The organism is Belnapia mucosa (assembly GCF_016775475.1).
Taxonomy (GTDB): domain Bacteria; phylum Pseudomonadota; class Alphaproteobacteria; order Acetobacterales; family Acetobacteraceae; genus Belnapia; species Belnapia mucosa.
This window is the reverse complement of record NZ_JAEUXJ010000006.1, coordinates 247,806-265,341: the sequence shown is the minus strand read 5'-3', so window position 1 is coordinate 265,341 and position 17,536 is coordinate 247,806. Positions and strand designations below refer to the sequence as shown.

Below are 17,536 nucleotides of genomic sequence, written 5' to 3'. Positions count from 1 at the left end.
GATGCGCTGGCTCCGATGGCTGCTGGGCGCCCTGGCGCTGCTGATCCTCCTGCCGGTTCTGGTCCTGGCTGGGGCGTTGGCCTGGGTGAATACCGAGGGCGGGCGGGAATTCCTGGCGCGCCAGGCGATGGGCTTCGTCCCCGGCCTGCGGATCGAGGGGCTGCGCGGGCCCCTGCCCGGCCATCTCGGCTTCGACCGGATTGCCTATGCCGATGATGCAGGCGAATGGGTCGTGCTGGAGAATGGGCGGATCGACCTCGACCTCCTCGCCCTCGCCTCCCGCACCCTCCGGGTGGAGCGGATCGAGGTGGCGCGGGTGGCGCTGTCCCGGTTGCCGGCCGGCGGCGATCAGCCGGCCGAACCCACGCCCGCCTCCGAGAATGTGCTCCCGCATCTGCCGCAATTGCCGGTCGCGGTGGCGCTCGACCGGCTGACGATCGGGCGGATCGAACTCGGGCAACCCGTGCTTGGCCAGGCGGCGGTGCTGGCGCTGGAGGGTCAGGCGCGGCTCAACTCCGGCGCGCTGCTGGCCTCGCTCGATCTGCGGCGGCTGGATGCGGAGCTGACCGCCTCGCTCAACCTCGCCCTGACCCCAGCTGCGGACAAGCTCTCGGCGCGGTTCCAGCTCGACGAGGCACCGGGCGGGCTGATCGCCGGCTTCATCCCGCCGCCCGAGGGTGGCTGGGGCGATGCGCCGCTGCGGCTGGCCCTGACCCTGGACGGGCCGGCCTCCGGCGCCGCGCTGGACCTCCAGGCCGGGCTCGGGCCGGAGGTGGCGTTGGCGGCGAAGGGCACCGTACGGGCCGCGCCGGATGGTGCCTTCGGTGCGACGCTGGAGGGCGAAGCGCGGGCAGCACCGCTGCTGCCGGCCGATCTGAGGCCGCTCGCGGTGCCGCTCGGCTTCCGGCTGGATGCCGACCTCCCGGCCGACCGGCGGCTGGCGCTGCACGGGCTCGGCCTGACCCTGCCGGCCGGTCGGCTGGATGCGACCGGCACCGCCGATCTCGGCACCGAGGCGCTGGACCTGCGATTGCGGCTGGCCCTGGCGGAGTCCGCCCGGTTCGGCGCGCTGCTGCCGGCCGGGCTCGCCTGGCAGGGCGTGGCGGCCGAGGCGCATGTCACCGGCACCATGGCGAAGCCGGCGGTCGAGATGACGGCAACCCCCGCCGGCCTCGCCACCGGCGTGGCGCAGGCCGATGCGGTGCTGGGCCCGGCGCCGCGCCTCGCGCTCCGCGGCGCGCTGCCCGGTCCCGATTTCGATGCGAGTCTGGACGGCGCCGAGGGACGGTTCGCCGCCCGCGGCAACCTGGCCGAGCCGGTGCGGCTCGACGCCACCCTCTCCCTGCCGCGGCTCGAGGTGCTTGGTGCCGGCTCGGAGGGTGCCCTGGAGGCGACCGTCCATGCGGCCGGCAAGCTGGCCGATCCCGACCTGACCATCAATGCCCGCTCCGGCCGAATCGCCGCGGCGGGCCGGGTGCTGGAAGGACTGGTGCTCGACGCCCAGGTGGCGACCCCCGCTTCGGCCCCGCGCGGCACGGCCCATCTGACGGCGACGCTCGACGGGCTGCCGGCGGTGATCGATTTCCGCGGCCAGCCCGACGGCGATGCGGTGCAGATCGAGGCCGCCGAGGCGCGGCTGGGCCCGGCCCAACTGACCGCCAGCGGCCGGCTGGAGCCGGCGGCGAAGCTCTTCACCGGCGAGGCGCGGCTGGAGGCCACCGACCTGGCGCCGCTCGGGCGGCTGGCCGGGCAGGCCGGGCTCGGCGGGCGGCTGGTGCTGGAAGCGAAGCTGGCGCCGGACTCTGGTGTACAAGGCTTCGATATCCGGCTCGATGCGCCGCGCCTGCTCTATGCCGGGCAGCAGGGCAGCCTGCAGGCGACGGCCCGGGGCACGCCCGCGGCGCTCGACTGGACCCTGCGGGGCAAGGCGACGGAAGGCGAGGTCTCCGGCCGCGGCCGCCTCGCCTCGGCGGAAGGCGGCTGGCGGCTCGACCTCGCGGCGCTGGAGGCGCAGGCGATGGGTGAGACGTTGCGCCTCGCCGGCCCGGCACGCATCAACCTCGGCGGCGATGGCGGGGTGGAGGTGGCGGGTCTGGCACTCGCCATCGGCCAGGGCGGCCGGGTTCAGGCCGCCGGGCGCTGGGGGCCGCAGCGGGCCGATCTCGGTGTGACCATCGCCGCCCTGCCCCTCTCCCTCGCCGAGCGGTTCGCCCCCGACCTCAAGCCCCAGGGCATGCTGACCGGCGAGGTCCGCGCCACCGGCCCGGTCGCGCGGCCGGAGATCCGGGCGCGGCTGAACGGCAGTGGCATCGGCCTCGGCGCCGACTGGGCGCGCGGCCTGCCGCCGGTAACCTTGCGGGCCGAGGGTGGCATGACCGGTCAGGCCGCGGAACTGCGGGCCGAGATCGGCGCCGGCCCGGCCGGGACGGTGGTGGCGACGGCCCGGCTGCCGGGCGGCTTCGGGACGGAGGCGCCGCTGACGGCCGGAGTGGATGGCACGCTGAACCTGGCGCCGCTGGCCGGACCCTTCCTCGCCGCCGGAGCGGATCGGGTGACGGGCCGGCTGGCGCTCGCGCTGAGGGCGGAAGGCAGCATCGGCGCGCCGCGCTTCGGCGGCCGGGCCACGCTGTCGGGCGGCGACTACCGCAATGCGGCGACCGGCGTGCGCATCTCCGATCTCGGCGGCGTCGTGACGGGGGATGGCACCCGGCTGGTGATCGAGCGGCTGGAGGGCAAGACCACAGGCGGCGGCACGATCGGTGTCCGCGGCAGCCTCGATGCCGGGGCGCCCGGTTTCCCTGCCGACCTCACCATCACCGCGCGCAATGCCAGGCCGGTCACCTCCGACCTCGTCACCGCCCGCATCGGCGCCGACCTCAAAGTGGTGGGGCCGATCACCGGCGGCGGCCAGGTCACGGGCGAGGTGCGGATTGATCAGGCAGAGGTGCGGGTGCCGGAGAAAATTCCGGCCAGTGTCCCGACCTTGACCAATGTACGGCAGCGCGGTCGCCCCCCCGCCGGGGTGGTGCAGCCGCCGCCACCGAAGCCGGCCAGCGGCCCCCCTGCCCCCGGCGCGCCGCCGCTCGGCCTCGCGGTGAAGGTGCGGGCGCAGCGGGTCTTCATCCGCGGACGAGGGATCGATGTCGAGATGGGCGGCGCCATCGATGTCGGCGGCACGGTGGCGGCGCCGGTGCCCTCGGGCAATCTCGAGCTGCGGCGGGGCACGCTGAACATCCTCACGCGGACGCTGACCTTCCAGCGCGGCACGATCAGCTTCGTCTCGGGCAATCTGACGCCGCAGCTCGATCTCGCGGCCCAGGCGACGGTCAGCGGCAGCACGACCATCACCGTCGCGGTCACCGGCACCCCGACCGCGCCGGAGGTGGCTTTCACCTCCTCGCCGGAGCTGCCGCAGGATGAGGTGCTGGCGCGCCTCCTCTTCGACCGCTCGACCAGCAACCTCTCGCCCTTCGAGATTGCCCAGCTTGCCGCCGCGGTGGCGCAGCTCACGGGCGTCGGTGGTGGCGGGGCCGGGGCGTTGGACCGAGTGCGGAGCGCGCTCGGCCTCGATCGGCTGGGGGTGTCGAGCGGCACGGCCGGCAATACCTCCGGCGCCACGGTCGAGGCAGGGCGGTATGTGGCGCCGGGCGTCTTCCTCGGCGTGCGGCAGGGCACCAATGGGGGCCAGACCGGTGTCGGGGTGCAGGTCGAGATCACCCCCAACATCAAGCTCGAAGGCCAGACCGCGACCGGGCCAGCGGGCGATCGGCTCGGGCTTTCCTACGAGTTCGAATACTAAAACACAGGAACGTGCGCGTCGGCCCTGATGCGGCTGATAATAACGCGGCTTATCTTCAGCGGCGTGACGATCCCGCCGAACGATGACCTCCTGCTGCTCCTGACCGATGTGGCGCGGCTGATCCGCACCATGGCGGACCGGGTCGCCCGAGCGCATGGGATGACCCGCGCGCAATGGATGATCCTGGTCCGCCTCCGCCGCCATGACGGGCTGACCCAGCGCGAGCTGGCGGAACTGCTGGAGGTGGAGCCGATCACCGTCGGCCGGCTGGTGGACCGCCTGGCGGCCCGCAACCTGATCGAGCGCCGGGCCGATCCCAGCGACCGCCGCTGCTGGCGCCTGCATCTGCGGCCGGAAGCGGCGCCGGTGCTGGCCGAGATCGACGAGGCGAAGGCCGCCTTCGATGCGACCACCACGCGCAACCTCCCCGAGGCACAACGCGCTGCGGTTCGGGATGCCCTTCTGCTCATGAAATCCAACCTGCTGGCCGGCGATGACGAAGCCGGCTTCGCTGCCTGAGAGAATTCCCATGCCCGAAGGTTCGATTCGCGTTGCGAAGCCCGAGGCCGAGCCTGCGGCGGAGGCGCCAAAGCGCCGCCGGCGCTGGCTGCGGCCCGTGCTGATGGTGGGTGGCGTGCTCGCCGTCGTCGCGGGCTCCGGCCTGTTCTGGCTGAATGGCGGCCGCTATGCCGGCACCGACGATGCCTATGTCCAGGCCGACCGGCTGCTGCTGGCGACCGATATCTCCGGCATCGTCCAGCGCATCGCGGTGCGCGAAGGCGATCGCGTGACCGAGGGCCAGGTGCTGGTCCAGCTCGACCCGTCCCCGTTCCAGCATGCGCTCGACCAGGCCAGGGCACAGCAGCAGCAGATCGCGTTGACCCTCACCTCCATGGAGGCCGACTACCAGCGCCTGCTGCGCGACGCGGCGGCGCAGGAGGCGGCGGTGCAGCTTGCCCAGGCGACCTTTGATCGCGCGGCGCAGATCGTGAACAGCGGCGCCGTCACCCGTTCCGCCTATGACCAGGCGCGCTACGGCTTGCAGCAGGCGCAGCAGCAGCTCGAATCCCTGCGCGCCCAGGCGAAGGTGCAGCTTGCCAAGCTTGGCGGGAAGCCGGACATGCCGGTCGAACAGCATCCTGACTATCTGGAGGCCGCGGCCCGCCTCGCCGAGGCGCAGCGCCAGCTCGACCACACCACGCTGCGGGCGCCCTTCGCCGGCACCGTGACGCAGGTCTCGAGCCTGCAGCCGGGCCAGTATCTCGCTGCCGCCTCGCCGGCCTTCGCCCTCGTCTCCTCCGACCGGGTCTGGGTGGATGCGCTGCCGAAGGAGACTGACCTGACCTATGTGAAGCCGGGCGATGCGGCGACCGTCACCATCGACACCTATCCCGGCATCACCTGGAAGGCCGTGGTCGAGAGCATCAGCCCCGCCTCCGGCTCCACCTTCAGTGTGCTGCCGGCGCAGAACGCCTCCGGCAACTGGGTGAAGGTGGTGCAGCGCATCCCCGTCCGCATCCGCGTCGAGCCGCAGGACGGCGCGCCGCCGCTGCGCGCGGGGATGAGCGCCATTGTCTCCATCGATACCGGCCATGAGCGGCATCTCTCCGATATCTTCTAGTTCTCCCCGCGACACCGCTGCGCGGCGTCGCGGAGGCCCCGATCTCCCCCACGCCCGAGATTTCGGCACGCGGTCCGCGGCAGAGCCGCGGATCGGCACCGGCCAGGGCAGGAACAGGCAATGAGCGAGCAAGCGGTGCCGCATCGCGGCATCATCACCGTCTGCGCCATGGTGGCGACGCTGATGCAGGCGCTGGACGGCACCATTGCCAATGTCGCCCTGCCCTATATGCAGGGCGGGCTGGCCGCGACCTCCGACCAGATCACCTGGGTGCTGACCAGCTACATCACCGCGGCCGCGATCCTGACGGCGCCGGTCGGCTTCCTCGTCACCCGCTTCGGGCGGCGCGCCGTCTTCCTCGCCTCGGTCGGCGGCTTCACCCTCGCCTCCGTCGCCTGCGGCGCGGCGCAGTCACTCGACCAGATGGTGATCTTCCGCCTGCTGCAAGGCGCCTTCGGCGCCGCGCTGGTGCCGCTCAGCCAATCGACCATGCTCGACATCTACCCGCCCGAGCAGCGCGGCTCCGCCATGGCGATCTGGGGCATGGGCGTGATGGTCGGCCCGATCCTCGGGCCCACGCTCGGCGGCTACCTGACCGAGAACCTGAACTGGCGCTGGGTCTTCTACGTCAACCTGCCCTTCGGCATCCTCGCCCTGCTCGGCCTGATGTTCTTCCTGCCCAAAGGTGAGTCGCAATCCGGCCGCCGCTTCGACTGGTTCGGCTTCGGCGTGCTCGCCCTCGGCGTCGGCGCCTTGCAAATCATGCTCGACCGCGGCGAGCTGCTGAACTGGTTCGGCTCGACCGAGATCATCGTCGAGGCGGTGCTCGCCGGGCTCGGCCTCTACCTCTTCCTCGTCCACATGGCGACGGCCGAGCGGCCCTTCATCCCGCCGCACATCTTCCGCGACCGCAACTTCGCCGCCGGGCTCGGCATCATGTTCGCCGTCGGCGTCATCCTCTTCGCCACCTCGGCGCTCCTCGCGCCCTACCTGCAGACGCTCGGCAATTACCCCGTCTTCACCGCCGGCCTAGCGATGGCGCCGCGGGGCTTGGGCACCATGGCCGCGATGTTCATCGCCGGGCGCCTGGCCAGCCGCTTCGATCCGCGCAAGGTGATGGCGATGGGCGTGCTGATCCTCGCCTGGACGCTCTGGGAGATGACCGGCTGGACGCCCGATGTCTCGATGCGGACGCTGGTCACGGCAACCATCCTGCAAGGCGTGGGCTTGGGCTTCGTCTTCATCCCGCTGAACCTCGTCGCCTTCGCAACGCTCGACCAGACGCTCCGCACCGACGGCACCTCGCTTATCAGCCTGCTGCGCAACCTCGGCAGCGCCATCGGGATCTCGGCGATGTCGGCGATGCTGACGCGCAACACCCAGATCGTGCATGCGGATCTCGCGATGCACGTCTCGCCGCTGAACCGGGTCTTCGACATCCCGGCGATCCACCGCTGGTGGGACCCCTCCACCGTCCCCGGCGCCGCGCTGCTGAACCAGGAGGTCACGCGCCAGGCCAGCATCATTGCCTATGCCGACGACTACTGGCTGCTGATGATCCTCGCTTTGGCGATGCTCGTCCTGCTGCCGCTGATGAAGCGCCCGCCCAAGGCCGCCGCGCCCGACCCGGCGCATGCGGCGATGGACTGATGCGCGACGGGCGGCGGCCTACTCGGCCGCCGCCGCCTCCATCACCTTCTCCCAGGCGGGGTTGACCAGCGGACAGCCGGCCCCGAGCCGCGCCCGCGCCGCGTGGTACTCCCGCCGCCAGCGCGCCACCACATCGCCCGCCGGCTCCACCGCCTTCACGGCGCCGATCCCCTGCCCGGCGCCCCAGATATCCTTCCAGCGCTTCTTCCGGTCGGAGCTGAAATCCATCTTGCTCGGATCGCTGCCCGGCAGGTTGTCCGGGTCGAGACCCGCCCGCACTAGGCTCGGCTTCATGTAGTTGCCGTGCACGCCGGTGATGAGGTTGGTGTAGATGATGTCCTCCGCCCCGCACTCCAGCATCATCTGCTGCTGCTCCGGCTGCGCCCGCGCCTCCTGTGTGGCGATGAAGGCGCTGCCCGCATAGGCGAAGTCGGCGCCGAGCGCCTCGGCCGCCAGCACGCTCCGCCCATTGGCGACGGCGCCCGACAGCGCGATCGGCCCGTCGAACCACGCCCGCGTCTCCTGCATGAAGCCGAAGGGCGAGAGCGCCCCCGCATGCCCGCCCGCGCCGGCGCAGACCAGCACCAGCCCATCCGCCCCCTTGTCGATGGCGCTATGCGCGAAGCGCTGGTTGATCACGTCATGCAGCACATAGCCGCCATAGGAATGCACCGCCTGGTTCACCTCCGGCCGCGCGCCGAGTGAGGTGATGATCAGCGGCACCCTGTGCCTCACGCAGATGGCGAGGTCATGCTCCAGCCGGTCGTTCGACTTATGCACGATGAGGTTGATGGCGAAGGGCGCCGACGGCCTATCCGGATGCCGCGCATCATGCGCCGCCAGCCTTTCCTTGATCTCGATCACCCATTCCTCGAACTGCTCCGCCGGCCGTGCATTGAGCGAGGGCATGGCACCGATGATGCCCGCCGTGCATTGCGCGACGACCAGATCAGGCACCGAGATGATGAAGAGCGGCGAGCCGATGAGCGGCAAGGAGAGCCGGCCCTTCAAGGAATCAATGAGGGACATGCGGGCCTCCTTCAGCGCTTCGGCTTCAGCACATTGGCCATGATGGCCTGGGTCTCGGCTGTCCGGAGTTGTGCGCCTAGGATACTCCTCTCCTCCTCCATCCGCTCGAGCAGGATGGCATGGTGCTGCCGCAGCAGCCGCCGCGTCAGCCGCATCGCCTCGGGCGGCTTCGCCGCCAGCATGGCGGCGGTCGCGCGGGCCTTCGCCAGCAATTCGGTCCGGTCGATAATGCGGTTGACGAAGCCCATCTCCTTCGCCGCCGCGGCATCGAAGAAATCGCCGAGCAGCATCAGCTCCGCCGCCTTCTGCCGCCCGACCATCCAGGGGACGATCATCGAGGAGCCAAGCTCCGGCACCAGGCCGAGATCGACGAAGGGCATGCGGAACCGTGCCTCCGGCGCCGCATAGACGATGTCGCAATGCATCAGCATCGTGCAGCCGATGCCGATGGCGAGGCCGGGCACGGCGGCGACGATCGGCTTCTCGTAATTCGCCAGGCCATAATAGAAGCGCCGGCTCGGCGGCGGCGCGTTAGGATCTTCCGGAGCCCGGTTCTGGAACTCGCCGATATCATTGCCGGCGCAGAAGACCTCGCCCGCGCCGGTCAGCAGCAGGCAGCGCACGGCCGGGTCGGCGGCGCTGCTCTCGATCGCCCCGGCAAGGCCCGCATACATGGTGCGGGTCAGGGAATTCTTCTTCTCCGGCCGGGCGATGGTGACGGTGCAGACGCCGTTCTCCACCGCCACCTGAATGTTCTCGGTCATGGCACCCTCTCCTTGGTTGGCATTGGGGCGGTTCGTTCGGCCGGCGTCAAGCGGCCCTCCCCCTGCGCCGCCGGGCATGCGAGGCTCCGCCCAAAGACCAAGGGAGGACCAGGATGGCTTGGACCAGGATCGGCCGGCGCGCCGCGCTCGGGCTATGCCTTGCGGCACCGGCACTGGCCCAGGCGAGGCCGGTGACCTTGTTGGTGCCCTTCCCGCCCGGCGGTTCGACCGATGTGATGGGCCGGTTGCTGGCCGAACGCATGGCGCCCCTGCTCGGCCAGCCGGTGCAGGTAGAGAACCGGCCGGGCGCGGCGACGGTGGTGGGCGCGGAGTATGTCGCACGGGCGGCGCCGGACGGGCTGACGCTGCTAGTCAATTCCGGCACAACCCTGACCCTCAACCCCCTGCTGATGCGCAACCTCTCCTACCGACCCGAGGATTTCGCCGCGGTCTCGCTGCTCAGCATCCTGCCCTTCGCCTTCGTGCTGCAGAACCGGCTGCCGAAGACCATCCCGGATTTCGTCGCCCTGGCGAAGGCGCGACCTGGTCAGCTGAACTACGGCACCAACGGACCGTCCAGCTTCAACAACATCGCCGCGGTGCTGGTGGCGGACAGCCTCGGCATCCGCATGCAGGACGTGACCTATCGCGGCGACGCGCAGCAGCTGAACGACTTCCTGGCGGGCACGCTCGATCTGCTGGTGGTCGGTGGCGCATCGGCCATCGGGACCCATCGGAACGGCCAGGGCCATATCATCGGCTGGACCGGCGACCGCCGCATGCCCGGCTTTCCCGAGATCCCGACCTTCGCCGAGACCGCGCCGGAGGCGGTGGCGCAGACGTATTTCGGCCTGGTCGCCCCGGCCCGGACGCCGCGCCCCATGATCGAACGCCTGGCCACGGCGGCGGGCCAGGCCTTGCAGGAGCCCGGTCTCCGCGACCGGCTGCTGGGCGAAGGGCAGTTCGCCATCGGCAGCGGGCCGGAGGAATGTGCCAATTTCATGCGGCAGGAGGCGGCGCGTTGGGCGCCCGTGCTGCAACGCATGAATCTCCGCATCGACTAGGAGGGCTGCGGCCGGCGCTGCAGCGAGAGGCGGCGCGGCGGGTTGCCGGTGCAGCGGGCGGCGAAGCGGGCCAGCACATCCTCCGGCCAGAGCCCGACCCGTCGCACCGAGAGGTCCATGCAGAGATAGAGCACCTCGTTCTCCGCCGCGAGCCAGCCCTCCTCGGCATGGAACATCCGATGCAGCGCGAGCAGGCGCTTGCCGTCATAGGCCAGCACCTCATTGGTGCAGGAGAGAGGCATGCCCTCCCGCACCTCGCGGACATAATTCACCCAGGTCTCTGCGGCGAAGGTGCCGAAACCCTGCGCATGCAGCGCCGGGCCGAGATTGAGGCTGGGCCAGAGCTGGTCGGTCGCCATGTCGAAGACCGCCAGATAGAAGGCCATGTTCATATGGCCGTAATGGTCGACCCAATCGGGGCGCACCACCGTCAGCACCGGCCTGCCAGATTCCGCCATCCGCACCCTCCTGCGGGCGCCATCCTCCGCAAGACACGCCGCTTGTCCAGCCGGGGCCGGCGAGAGGCCGAACCGCTTCAACAGGCGGGATAGGCCAGCCAGCCCAGGATCGTGCCGCCCGGCGCCGCGACGCGCCGCGCATCGACGCAGCGGCGTTCGAGGAAGAAGGCCGTCGCCGCCGGCTCCGGCGGGGCCGCATCGGGCAGCGGCAGGCGCATCGCCACCTGGCCGGCGGGGCTGGCGAGGCAGCGTTCCGTCGCGCGGCCGCGCCGCACCCGGATTTCCAGCCGGCCATTCCCGCTCGGCCGGACATCGTCCACGAAGGCCCCGAGATCGCCGCCGAGGCAGGCGCGCAGCGCCGGCAGGATCTGCGGCACCGCCGCCTCCCAGCCCGGTTCGGCCAGCGCCGGCGCGGCGATCAGCAGCAGCGCCGGCAGCAGGCCCCGGATCAGTGGATGTCGTCGGCGCGGGAGAGCGCGTCCTTCAGCTTGTGGATGTCGAAATCGTCGCGCTTCGCCATCTCCAGGATCACCGCCTCGCGCCGCGTGCAGAGATCGATCGCGGCAGGGAGCTGCCGCACCGCATCGGCCGGGATGACGACGGCGCCGTGCCGGTCGGCATGGACGACATCATCATGCATGCAGGGCATGCCGTGGACGATCACGTCGCGGCCGAAATCCACCATATGCACATGCGCATGGCTCGGATTGATCATGCCGCCGATGATCTGGAAGCCGGGCGCCAGCATGTCGAGGTCGCGGAAGGACCCGCTGGTGACGCAGCCCTGGCAGCCGAGGCCCTTATGGACATTGCTGTTCACCTCGCCCCAGAAGGCGCCGATGCCGGGCGTCTCGTCCAGGTCCTCGATAACGACGATGGTCGGCAGGTCGGCATCGGCGACATACTCGTACCAGCCGATCCGCGCCTCGCGGTCCTGCTCCCGGGTCCGGCCGGAGGGGGCGGCGGCACGAATCTGGCCGGTGCGGGCCAGGCCGCAGAGCGGCGGCAGGGACGGATCGGCGGCGGTGAAGGGCTTCAGGGTGAAGCCGCGGCCGCGCCGGGCCGGCGCCACCAGCTCCAGCGCATTGCAGATGGTGGGCGTGTCCCAGCGCCGTAGCAGATCCAGGTCGGCACGGGTGAAGGGGCGTTCGGTCATGCTGTCTGTCCTCCCGACTGCCCTAGCTTCGGGGAGGCCCGGTCCCGGGTCAAACCCGGATCGCCGCTCCGGCTGCATGACGCTTCCGGGACAGTGCAGCCCGGCCGGTTGCCGCCGGCCCCGCGGCTCGCGTAACAGCGCCGGGCGAGGCGGGAGTCGGTGGCATGAAGGCAAGGCTTGGACGGATAGGCCTCGTGCTGCTGGCGGCGCTGACCTGGGCCGCGCCGGCGCGGGCGCAGCGTGGCACGGCGGGACCGATCTACCAGCCGAATATCGATGCCCTGATCGATGGTGGCGAGGAATGGCTGGCCCGGCGGGAGGCGGAGGGCTGGCTGCTGCGAGGCCAGTTCACCGGCGTGTTGCAGGGTCATACCCGCTTCCGCTCGCCCTATCAGGGGGAGAACAGCCTCTCTCCGAAATTCTCGCTGGAGAACACCCAGTCGATCGACATCGTGCTCGGCCGCCGGCTCTGGAGCAATGCGGAGGTGATCGCGGTGCCCTCCGTCACCCGCGGCTTCGGCCTCTCCAATGCCCGCGGCGCGGCGGCCTTCCCGAACAACGAGGCCTTCCGGCTCGGCAGCAACGACCCTTACGCATTCATGTCGCGGATCTTCCTCCGGCAGACCATCGACCTGTCCGCCGATGCCGCCGGGCAGGACCCCGACCCGATGCGTTTCACCGGCCCGCTGGCGCGGGAGAGGATCACCATCACCATCGGCAAGGTCTCCGCCTGGGATTTCTTCGACGACAACCGCTACGCCCATGATGCGCGCAGCCAGTTCCTGAACTGGGCGCTGGTCGCCGCCGGGGCCGTGGACTACGCGGCCGATGCGCGGGGCTTCACCAACGGGCTGGTGCTGGAATGGGAGAACGGCACCAATGCCATCCGCACCGGCGCCTTCATGGTGGCACGGCAGGCCAACGGCCTCTCGCTCGACACCAATATCGGCCGGGCCTGGCAGTGGCTGACGCAGTTCGAGCAGGCCTGGGAGATCGGCCGGCGGCCGGGGGTGCTGCGGCTGCTCGGCGGCCTCTCCCGCACGCGCTCCTCCACCTGGAACCGGCTGACCTCGGCGGTCGAGGCCGGCGTCGAGGATACCGAGCCGCTGCGCGGCTACCGGACCAAGGGCATGGCGGCACTGAACCTTGAGCAGGAGGTGAGCGACAGCCTCGGCCTCTTCGCCCGGCTCGGCTGGAATGACGGGCGAGCGCAGAACTGGATGTTCACCGAGATGGACTGGTCGGTCTCGGCCGGTGCCTCGGTCAAGGGGCATACCTGGGGCCGGGCGCTGGATACGCTCGGCTTCGGCTTCAATGTCGGCGGCCTGTCCGGCGCGCATCGCCGCTTCCTGGAGGCGGGCGGTATCGGCTTCATCACCGGCGACGGGCGTCTGCGCTATGCGCCGGAGGCGATCATGGAGACCTATTACGATTGGAACCTGGCGCCGGGGTTGAACCTCGCGGCCAATGCCCAGCTGCTGGTGAACCCGGCCTATAATTCCGATCGTGGGCCGGTACCGGTTTTCGGCCTAAGATTGCATGCCGCATTCTAGGACTGAAGGAGGCGGGCTTGGGCTGGCTCGGACGCGCCAGGGCTGAGGCGATGCCGGACGCGTCCGGCACGGCCCTCCTGCTGCGCCGCCCTGGCGGCGAGGCCCGGCGGATCGGCCTCCGGGGGATGGGCGAGGCGATGTTCATCCGGATCGGCGACAGCTTCACGGGCGGCGAGGCCGGCTGGTGGGTGCTGCCCGAAGCCGGGGGTGCGACCGCCATCAGCATCGAGTGCCGCGGCGCGGAGCCGGCCCTGCGCGGCCCGCTGCGGCCGGTGCTGGAAGCCGCGGGCGGCGTGCTGCTGGTCGAACTGGCCGAGGCGCCGGCGGCGCTGCGGCGCAGCCGGGACGGCGTCGCCAGCCTCACCCTGGCCGAGGCGGCGGCGCTGCGGGACCGGGCGCTCCGCCATCTCCCCTCCCCCCGCGACCTCCCGGTCATCCCCTGAACAGGAAGGCGTCGTGCCATGGCCGATGAGATCTCCGGCATCAGCCTCGTCACCGTCCATGTCGAGGATGACGCGGCCGGGCTCTGCTACAGCGTTACCGTCCCGGCCAGGAACGAGCAGGAGGCGATCGCCATCCTGCACGAGGCCGGCAGCGGCCTCGCCGGCGAGGGAATGCGGAACCTCTATCTTGGCAGCGTGCTGGAGCCCGTGCGGCACCGCTATCACCAGGCCCTGAGCCAAGCGGCCGCCGAGATCGCTGAGCGGCGGGCGAAGCTGGGCCCAGCTCCGAGCGAGGCGGCGCTCCGGGAACTGTCAGAATGGGCGGTGCGGCGGCGGGCCCAGGCCGCGCGGCTCTGGCGCATCCCCACCGGGCCCGCCATGCAGGTCCGGCTGGAAGTGCGGGACTGGCGCAAATATGGCTTCGGCGGCCGCACCTATCAGAACCTCCTGCGCCGCCAACAGGGAGGCGGCTTCACCGGCGCCACTGCCTATGAGAATCTGATCCTGAGTGCGACCCAGTCCAATGCCGGGGTCGATGCCAGCATACCACGCTCGGCGCGGCATCTGCGATTCGGCGGCGGCATCCTGGCCGGCCTTGCCCTGGCTTACTCGGCGCATGAGATCGCCGAGGCGCCGCCGGAGCAGCGGGCGAACCTTGCGAAGCACCAGGCGGTCGGCTTCGCCGGCGGCGTGGTTGGCGGGGAGGCCGCGGCCGCCCTGGCCGGCGTCGGGCTTGGCCTGCTGGTCGCCACGCCGCCTGGCTGGGTGGTCATCACCGTGGGCCTCGTCGCCGGGCTGGTGGGCGGTGTGGTCGGCGGCATGGTGGCGGAGCGGGTGGTCTTCCCCGAGGACGCGCATGCGGCGAGCCAGGCGATGCGCTCCGGCATCCCGCTCAATTGCAGCGGCTTCGCCTGCGTCTGCCCCGCCCGGTGACGCTTGCGACAGAGGGAGGCGCTGCTTCACTTCCAACCTAGGGTATAAGGGGGTTATCTTGGGGAAACGAGTGGGTCGGGAGCAGACGCTGGATGGCCGGGCTGAACCAATCGCAGCGGATGCTCCGGGCCAAGACCGTGCTTGGCGAGGATGCGGTCCTGCTGCGCCGGCTGGTGGTCAGCGAGGCCCTGGAACAGCCCTTCGTCATACAGGGTAACCTCGTCGCCGAGCGGGACGACATCACCGCGGCGGAGATGATCGGCACCGCCATCACCTGCACCATTGCCGACCATGACAATGGCACCGGGCGGCATTTCCACGGCATCATCAGCAGCTTCGGCAGCGGCGGCTCGCGCCGCGACGACCTCTCGCATTACCGCTTCGAGGCGGTGCCGAAATTCTGGTTCCTGACCCGGACGATGGATTGCCGGATCTTCCAGGACCAGCCGGTCCAGACGGTGATCCAGACGCTGATCGACGAATGCAATGTCGGCCCGGTGACCTTCCGCGGCATGCCGGGCGATCCGCGGCCCTATTGCACCCAGTTCAACGAGACGGATTTCGACTTCATCTGCCGCCTGCTGGATGAGGCCGGCTGCACCTACTACTTCGTCCATGGCGAGGGCTCCCACGGCTTCACCATCAGCGGCGAGCCGAGCAATTTCCCCGCACTCGACGGCATCACCCTCGAGGTGCGCGGCAATGCCGACAAGGCGGTGGCGGTGACCGGCTGGTCCTCGGTGACGGTCGCGCAGCCAGGCAAGCTGAAGACGGTCGATTTCGACAATCTCAAGCCCACTCAGCTCACCGAGAATACGGCACCGACCGTGCTGCCGCTGCCCGACGAATTCGCCGAAGCCTTGCAGGTCTATCGCTGGCCCGGCGGCCAGACGGTTCGGCCGGAGGCGGGGAATACCGCCGATCTGCGCATGCGGCGGCACGAGGCGGCGGCGCGCCTCCGCACCGGGCGGTCGCAATTCGCCCCGCTCTCGCCCGGCCACAAGGTGCAGATCACGGACGGAACCGGCGCGACGGCGCCTTGGCTGATCACCGAGGTCACGCACGAGGCCTATGACGAGACCCGCCTGCAAGGCATGGAGGAGGCGGGCAGCGCGGGCTATTCCAACAGCTTCACGGTGATCCCCGCAGAGCAGGCCTGGCGCAGCCCGCGCCACCGGCCGCGGCCGCTGGTCCCGAGCGTGCAATCGGCGATCGTCACCGGCCCCTCGGGCGAGGAGATCCATTGCGACGCGCATGGGCGCGTGAAGGTGCATTTCCTCTGGGACCATCGGGACGACAAGAAGAACGAGACCTCCTCCTGCTATATCCGGGTGGCGCAGCCCTTCGCCGGCGCCTGGGGCGGCACCTGGTTCCTGCCGCGCATCGGCGATGAGGTGCTGATCGCCTTCCTCGATGGCGACCCGGACCGGCCGGTGGTCATAGGCTCGCTCTACAATGCCGATGCCAAGCCGCCCTTCCCGCTGCCCGACAACAAGACCCAAAGCGGCATCCGCACCCGTTCCTCGAAATCGGAGAGCAAGGACACCGCGAACATCATCCGCCTCGACGACAAGAAGGACAGCGAGGAGGTCCTGATCCACGCCGAGCGGGACATGAATGTCGAGGTCGAGCGGCAGCTGAAGACGACCGTCGGCGGCGACGAGGTCCGCGACGTGGTCGGCGACCACAAGGATCAGAACACCGGCCACCGGACCACCACCATCAAGGGCGACGAGACCCTGACGGTGAAGGAAGGCAACCGGACCACCACGATCAAACAGGGAGACGACACTTACGAATTGTCGACCGGCAACCTCTCCACCACGATCAAGACCGGCAACGACACCTACAAGCTCAGTACCGGGAACCTGTCGCAGACCCTGGACAAGGGCAATTACGATCTGAAACTCTCCATGGGGAATATGAGCACCAAGCTCGCCATGGGGAATTTCGGGCTGAAGCTTGATCTTGGCGCCGTCACGATCGAGGCGATGCAGGGGATCACGCTGAAGGTCGGCGCCTCGGAGGTGAAGGTCGATCAGACAGGTGTCAGCATCAAGGGGATGATGGTGAAGCTCGAGGGCACAGTGATGCTCGAGGCGAAGGGGCTGATGACCACGGTCAAGGGCGATGCCATGACCCAGGTCTCCGGCGCCATCATCATGATCGGCTGAGCCCATGAGCGGAACCCGTCCTCCCTCCTCCAAGCTCCTGGTCGCCCTGCCCCCGCTGCTGCCGCGGCTGGAGCTCGATCCCGAATGCGGCGCCCTGCTCCATGGCCTCGCCGATGCCGAGGCGGCGCTGCGCTGCCTCGAATCCTCTGGAAAGATGACCGAGGCGCTGCGGCTGCTGGCGCATGCCCTGCCGAAGCGCGAAGCGGTCTGGTGGGCCTGCATGTGCGCCCGCGCCGTGCCCGACCCGGCCGCCAAGCCGGAGGATCAGGCCGCGCTGGATGCCGCCGAATCCTGGGTTCGCCGGCCGGAGGAACCGGCGCGCCGGGCCGCCATGGCCGCGGCCGAGAAGGCCGGCTTCCGCAGCACCGAGGCCTGGGCCGCGGTCGGCGCCTTCTGGTCCGGCGGCAGCATGGCGCCCGAGGGCCAGCCCGTGGTGCCGCCGGCCGAGCATCTGACCGGCGTCGCGGTGGCGGGCGCAGTGGTGCTGGCCACCGTCCGCGTCGCGCCGGAGCAGGCGCCCCAGCGCTATCCGCGCTTCATCGCCAGCGCCCGGGATATCGGTCTCGGCGGCGCTGGCCGGATGCCGCCCGAAGGGGGCGGCTGATGCCGCCCGCCTCCCGCGTCTCGGATATGCATGTCTGCCCGATGGTAACCGGCGTCGTGCCGCATGTCGGCGGGCCGGTCCTGCCGCCGGGCGGGATGACGGTGCTGATCGGCGGGCTGCCGGCGGCGCGGGTCGGCGATATGTGCGTCTGCGTCGGGCCACCGGACGTCATCGCCATGGGCTCGGTGAAAGTTCTCATCAAGGGAATGCCGGCAGCCTATATGGGCAGCCTCACCGCGCATGGCGGGACGGTGATACTGGGTTGCCCGACTGTGCTGGTGAGCTGAG

At 70.5% G+C, this 17,536-nt stretch carries 16 protein-coding genes; 11 read left to right on the top strand and 5 right to left on the bottom strand.

Annotated features, from left to right (window positions below):
• Position 1 precedes the first annotated feature (1 nt).
• The 4 genes from JMJ55_RS16505 to JMJ55_RS16490 all read left to right on the top strand — a co-directional run bounded on the left by JMJ55_RS16505 (position 2) and on the right by JMJ55_RS16490 (position 7,070).
• Positions 2-3,799, top strand: coding sequence for a translocation/assembly module TamB domain-containing protein (locus JMJ55_RS16505; RefSeq protein WP_202826678.1), 3,798 nt, complete (start codon positions 2-4; stop codon positions 3,797-3,799).
• Positions 3,800-3,826: 27 nt separating this feature from the next.
• A complete protein-coding gene (locus JMJ55_RS16500; RefSeq protein ID WP_202826677.1) occupies positions 3,827-4,318 on the top strand; it encodes a MarR family winged helix-turn-helix transcriptional regulator in 492 nt (163 codons plus the stop codon).
• 10 nt (positions 4,319-4,328) lie between these two features.
• Positions 4,329-5,420, top strand: a complete 1,092-nt coding sequence (locus JMJ55_RS16495) for an HlyD family secretion protein (RefSeq protein WP_202826676.1) — start codon at positions 4,329-4,331, stop codon at positions 5,418-5,420.
• A 120-nt stretch (positions 5,421-5,540) separates the two neighbouring features.
• Positions 5,541-7,070: a DHA2 family efflux MFS transporter permease subunit gene (locus JMJ55_RS16490; protein ID WP_202826675.1), complete on the top strand. Its 1,530-nt coding sequence runs from the start codon at positions 5,541-5,543 to the stop codon at positions 7,068-7,070.
• Positions 7,071-7,088: 18 nt separating this feature from the next.
• Here JMJ55_RS16490 and JMJ55_RS16485 read toward each other — a convergent pair whose 3' ends face one another.
• Positions 7,089-8,099: an NAD(P)H-dependent flavin oxidoreductase gene (locus JMJ55_RS16485; RefSeq protein WP_202826674.1), complete on the bottom strand. Its 1,011-nt coding sequence runs from the start codon at positions 8,097-8,099 to the stop codon at positions 7,089-7,091.
• Between the two features lie 11 nt (positions 8,100-8,110).
• Positions 8,111-8,863 carry an enoyl-CoA hydratase gene (locus JMJ55_RS16480; protein ID WP_202826673.1) on the bottom strand — a complete coding sequence of 251 codons (753 nt, stop codon included), beginning with the start codon at positions 8,861-8,863 and terminating at the stop codon, positions 8,111-8,113.
• Between the two features lie 113 nt (positions 8,864-8,976).
• On the opposite strand from JMJ55_RS16480, the gene JMJ55_RS16475 reads away from it, so the two are divergent.
• Positions 8,977-9,927 (top strand): Bug family tripartite tricarboxylate transporter substrate binding protein, encoded by a 951-nt coding sequence (locus JMJ55_RS16475; RefSeq protein WP_202826672.1) that lies wholly within the window; start codon positions 8,977-8,979, stop codon positions 9,925-9,927.
• Here JMJ55_RS16475 and JMJ55_RS16470 read toward each other — a convergent pair.
• The 3 genes from JMJ55_RS16470 to JMJ55_RS16460 all read right to left on the bottom strand — a co-directional run bounded on the left by JMJ55_RS16470 (position 9,924) and on the right by JMJ55_RS16460 (position 11,541).
• Positions 9,924-10,385, bottom strand: coding sequence for an acyl-CoA thioesterase (locus JMJ55_RS16470; protein ID WP_202826671.1), 462 nt, complete (start codon positions 10,383-10,385; stop codon positions 9,924-9,926). The two genes, JMJ55_RS16475 and JMJ55_RS16470, sit on opposite strands and share 4 nt — an antisense overlap.
• Positions 10,386-10,462: 77 nt before the next feature.
• The gene (locus JMJ55_RS16465) at positions 10,463-10,762 is read right to left on the bottom strand and encodes a hypothetical protein (protein ID WP_202826670.1); all 300 of its coding nucleotides are present in this window, start codon (positions 10,760-10,762) and stop codon (positions 10,463-10,465) included.
• Positions 10,763-10,833: 71 nt separating this feature from the next.
• Positions 10,834-11,541: an RraA family protein gene (locus JMJ55_RS16460; RefSeq protein ID WP_202826669.1), complete on the bottom strand. Its 708-nt coding sequence runs from the start codon at positions 11,539-11,541 to the stop codon at positions 10,834-10,836.
• Between the two features lie 164 nt (positions 11,542-11,705).
• Here JMJ55_RS16460 and JMJ55_RS16455 point away from each other — a divergent pair, with 164 nt between their 5' ends.
• The 6 genes from JMJ55_RS16455 (at position 11,706) to JMJ55_RS16430 (ending at position 17,535) form a co-directional block, all read left to right on the top strand.
• The gene (locus JMJ55_RS16455) at positions 11,706-13,094 is read left to right on the top strand and encodes a carbohydrate porin (RefSeq protein ID WP_202826668.1); all 1,389 of its coding nucleotides are present in this window, start codon (positions 11,706-11,708) and stop codon (positions 13,092-13,094) included.
• Between the two features lie 17 nt (positions 13,095-13,111).
• Complete coding sequence (locus tag JMJ55_RS16450; protein ID WP_202826667.1) at positions 13,112-13,537, top strand: hypothetical protein; 426 nt, start codon at positions 13,112-13,114, stop codon at positions 13,535-13,537.
• 18 nt (positions 13,538-13,555) lie between these two features.
• Positions 13,556-14,470: a hypothetical protein gene (locus JMJ55_RS16445; RefSeq protein WP_202826666.1), complete on the top strand. Its 915-nt coding sequence runs from the start codon at positions 13,556-13,558 to the stop codon at positions 14,468-14,470.
• Positions 14,471-14,562: 92 nt separating this feature from the next.
• Complete coding sequence (locus tag JMJ55_RS16440; RefSeq protein ID WP_202826665.1) at positions 14,563-16,644, top strand: type VI secretion system Vgr family protein; 2,082 nt, start codon at positions 14,563-14,565, stop codon at positions 16,642-16,644.
• Between the two features lie 4 nt (positions 16,645-16,648).
• Entirely contained in the window at positions 16,649-17,248 is a 600-nt protein-coding gene (locus tag JMJ55_RS16435) for a DUF6931 family protein (protein ID WP_202826664.1), read from the top strand.
• Complete coding sequence (locus JMJ55_RS16430; RefSeq protein WP_202826663.1) at positions 17,248-17,535, top strand: PAAR domain-containing protein; 288 nt, start codon at positions 17,248-17,250, stop codon at positions 17,533-17,535. Before JMJ55_RS16435 ends, JMJ55_RS16430 begins: the two co-directional genes overlap by 1 nt.
• Position 17,536: the final 1 nt, after the last annotated feature.

Coding starts and splice junctions, on each gene's coding strand:
- JMJ55_RS16430 (WP_202826663.1), top strand. CDS start 17,248: ATGCCGCCCGCCTCCCGCGTCTCGGATATGCATGTCTGCCCGATGGTA.
- JMJ55_RS16460 (WP_202826669.1), bottom strand. CDS start 11,541: ATGACCGAACGCCCCTTCACCCGTGCCGACCTGGATCTGCTACGGCGC.
- JMJ55_RS16495 (WP_202826676.1), top strand. CDS start 4,329: ATGCCCGAAGGTTCGATTCGCGTTGCGAAGCCCGAGGCCGAGCCTGCG.
- JMJ55_RS16505 (WP_202826678.1), top strand. CDS start 2: ATGCGCTGGCTCCGATGGCTGCTGGGCGCCCTGGCGCTGCTGATCCTC.
- JMJ55_RS16475 (WP_202826672.1), top strand. CDS start 8,977: ATGGCTTGGACCAGGATCGGCCGGCGCGCCGCGCTCGGGCTATGCCTT.
- JMJ55_RS16470 (WP_202826671.1), bottom strand. CDS start 10,385: ATGGCGGAATCTGGCAGGCCGGTGCTGACGGTGGTGCGCCCCGATTGG.
- JMJ55_RS16485 (WP_202826674.1), bottom strand. CDS start 8,099: ATGTCCCTCATTGATTCCTTGAAGGGCCGGCTCTCCTTGCCGCTCATC.
- JMJ55_RS16440 (WP_202826665.1), top strand. CDS start 14,563: ATGGCCGGGCTGAACCAATCGCAGCGGATGCTCCGGGCCAAGACCGTG.
- JMJ55_RS16435 (WP_202826664.1), top strand. CDS start 16,649: ATGAGCGGAACCCGTCCTCCCTCCTCCAAGCTCCTGGTCGCCCTGCCC.
- JMJ55_RS16490 (WP_202826675.1), top strand. CDS start 5,541: ATGAGCGAGCAAGCGGTGCCGCATCGCGGCATCATCACCGTCTGCGCC.
- JMJ55_RS16500 (WP_202826677.1), top strand. CDS start 3,827: ATGCGGCTGATAATAACGCGGCTTATCTTCAGCGGCGTGACGATCCCG.
- JMJ55_RS16445 (WP_202826666.1), top strand. CDS start 13,556: ATGGCCGATGAGATCTCCGGCATCAGCCTCGTCACCGTCCATGTCGAG.
- JMJ55_RS16455 (WP_202826668.1), top strand. CDS start 11,706: ATGAAGGCAAGGCTTGGACGGATAGGCCTCGTGCTGCTGGCGGCGCTG.
- JMJ55_RS16480 (WP_202826673.1), bottom strand. CDS start 8,863: ATGACCGAGAACATTCAGGTGGCGGTGGAGAACGGCGTCTGCACCGTC.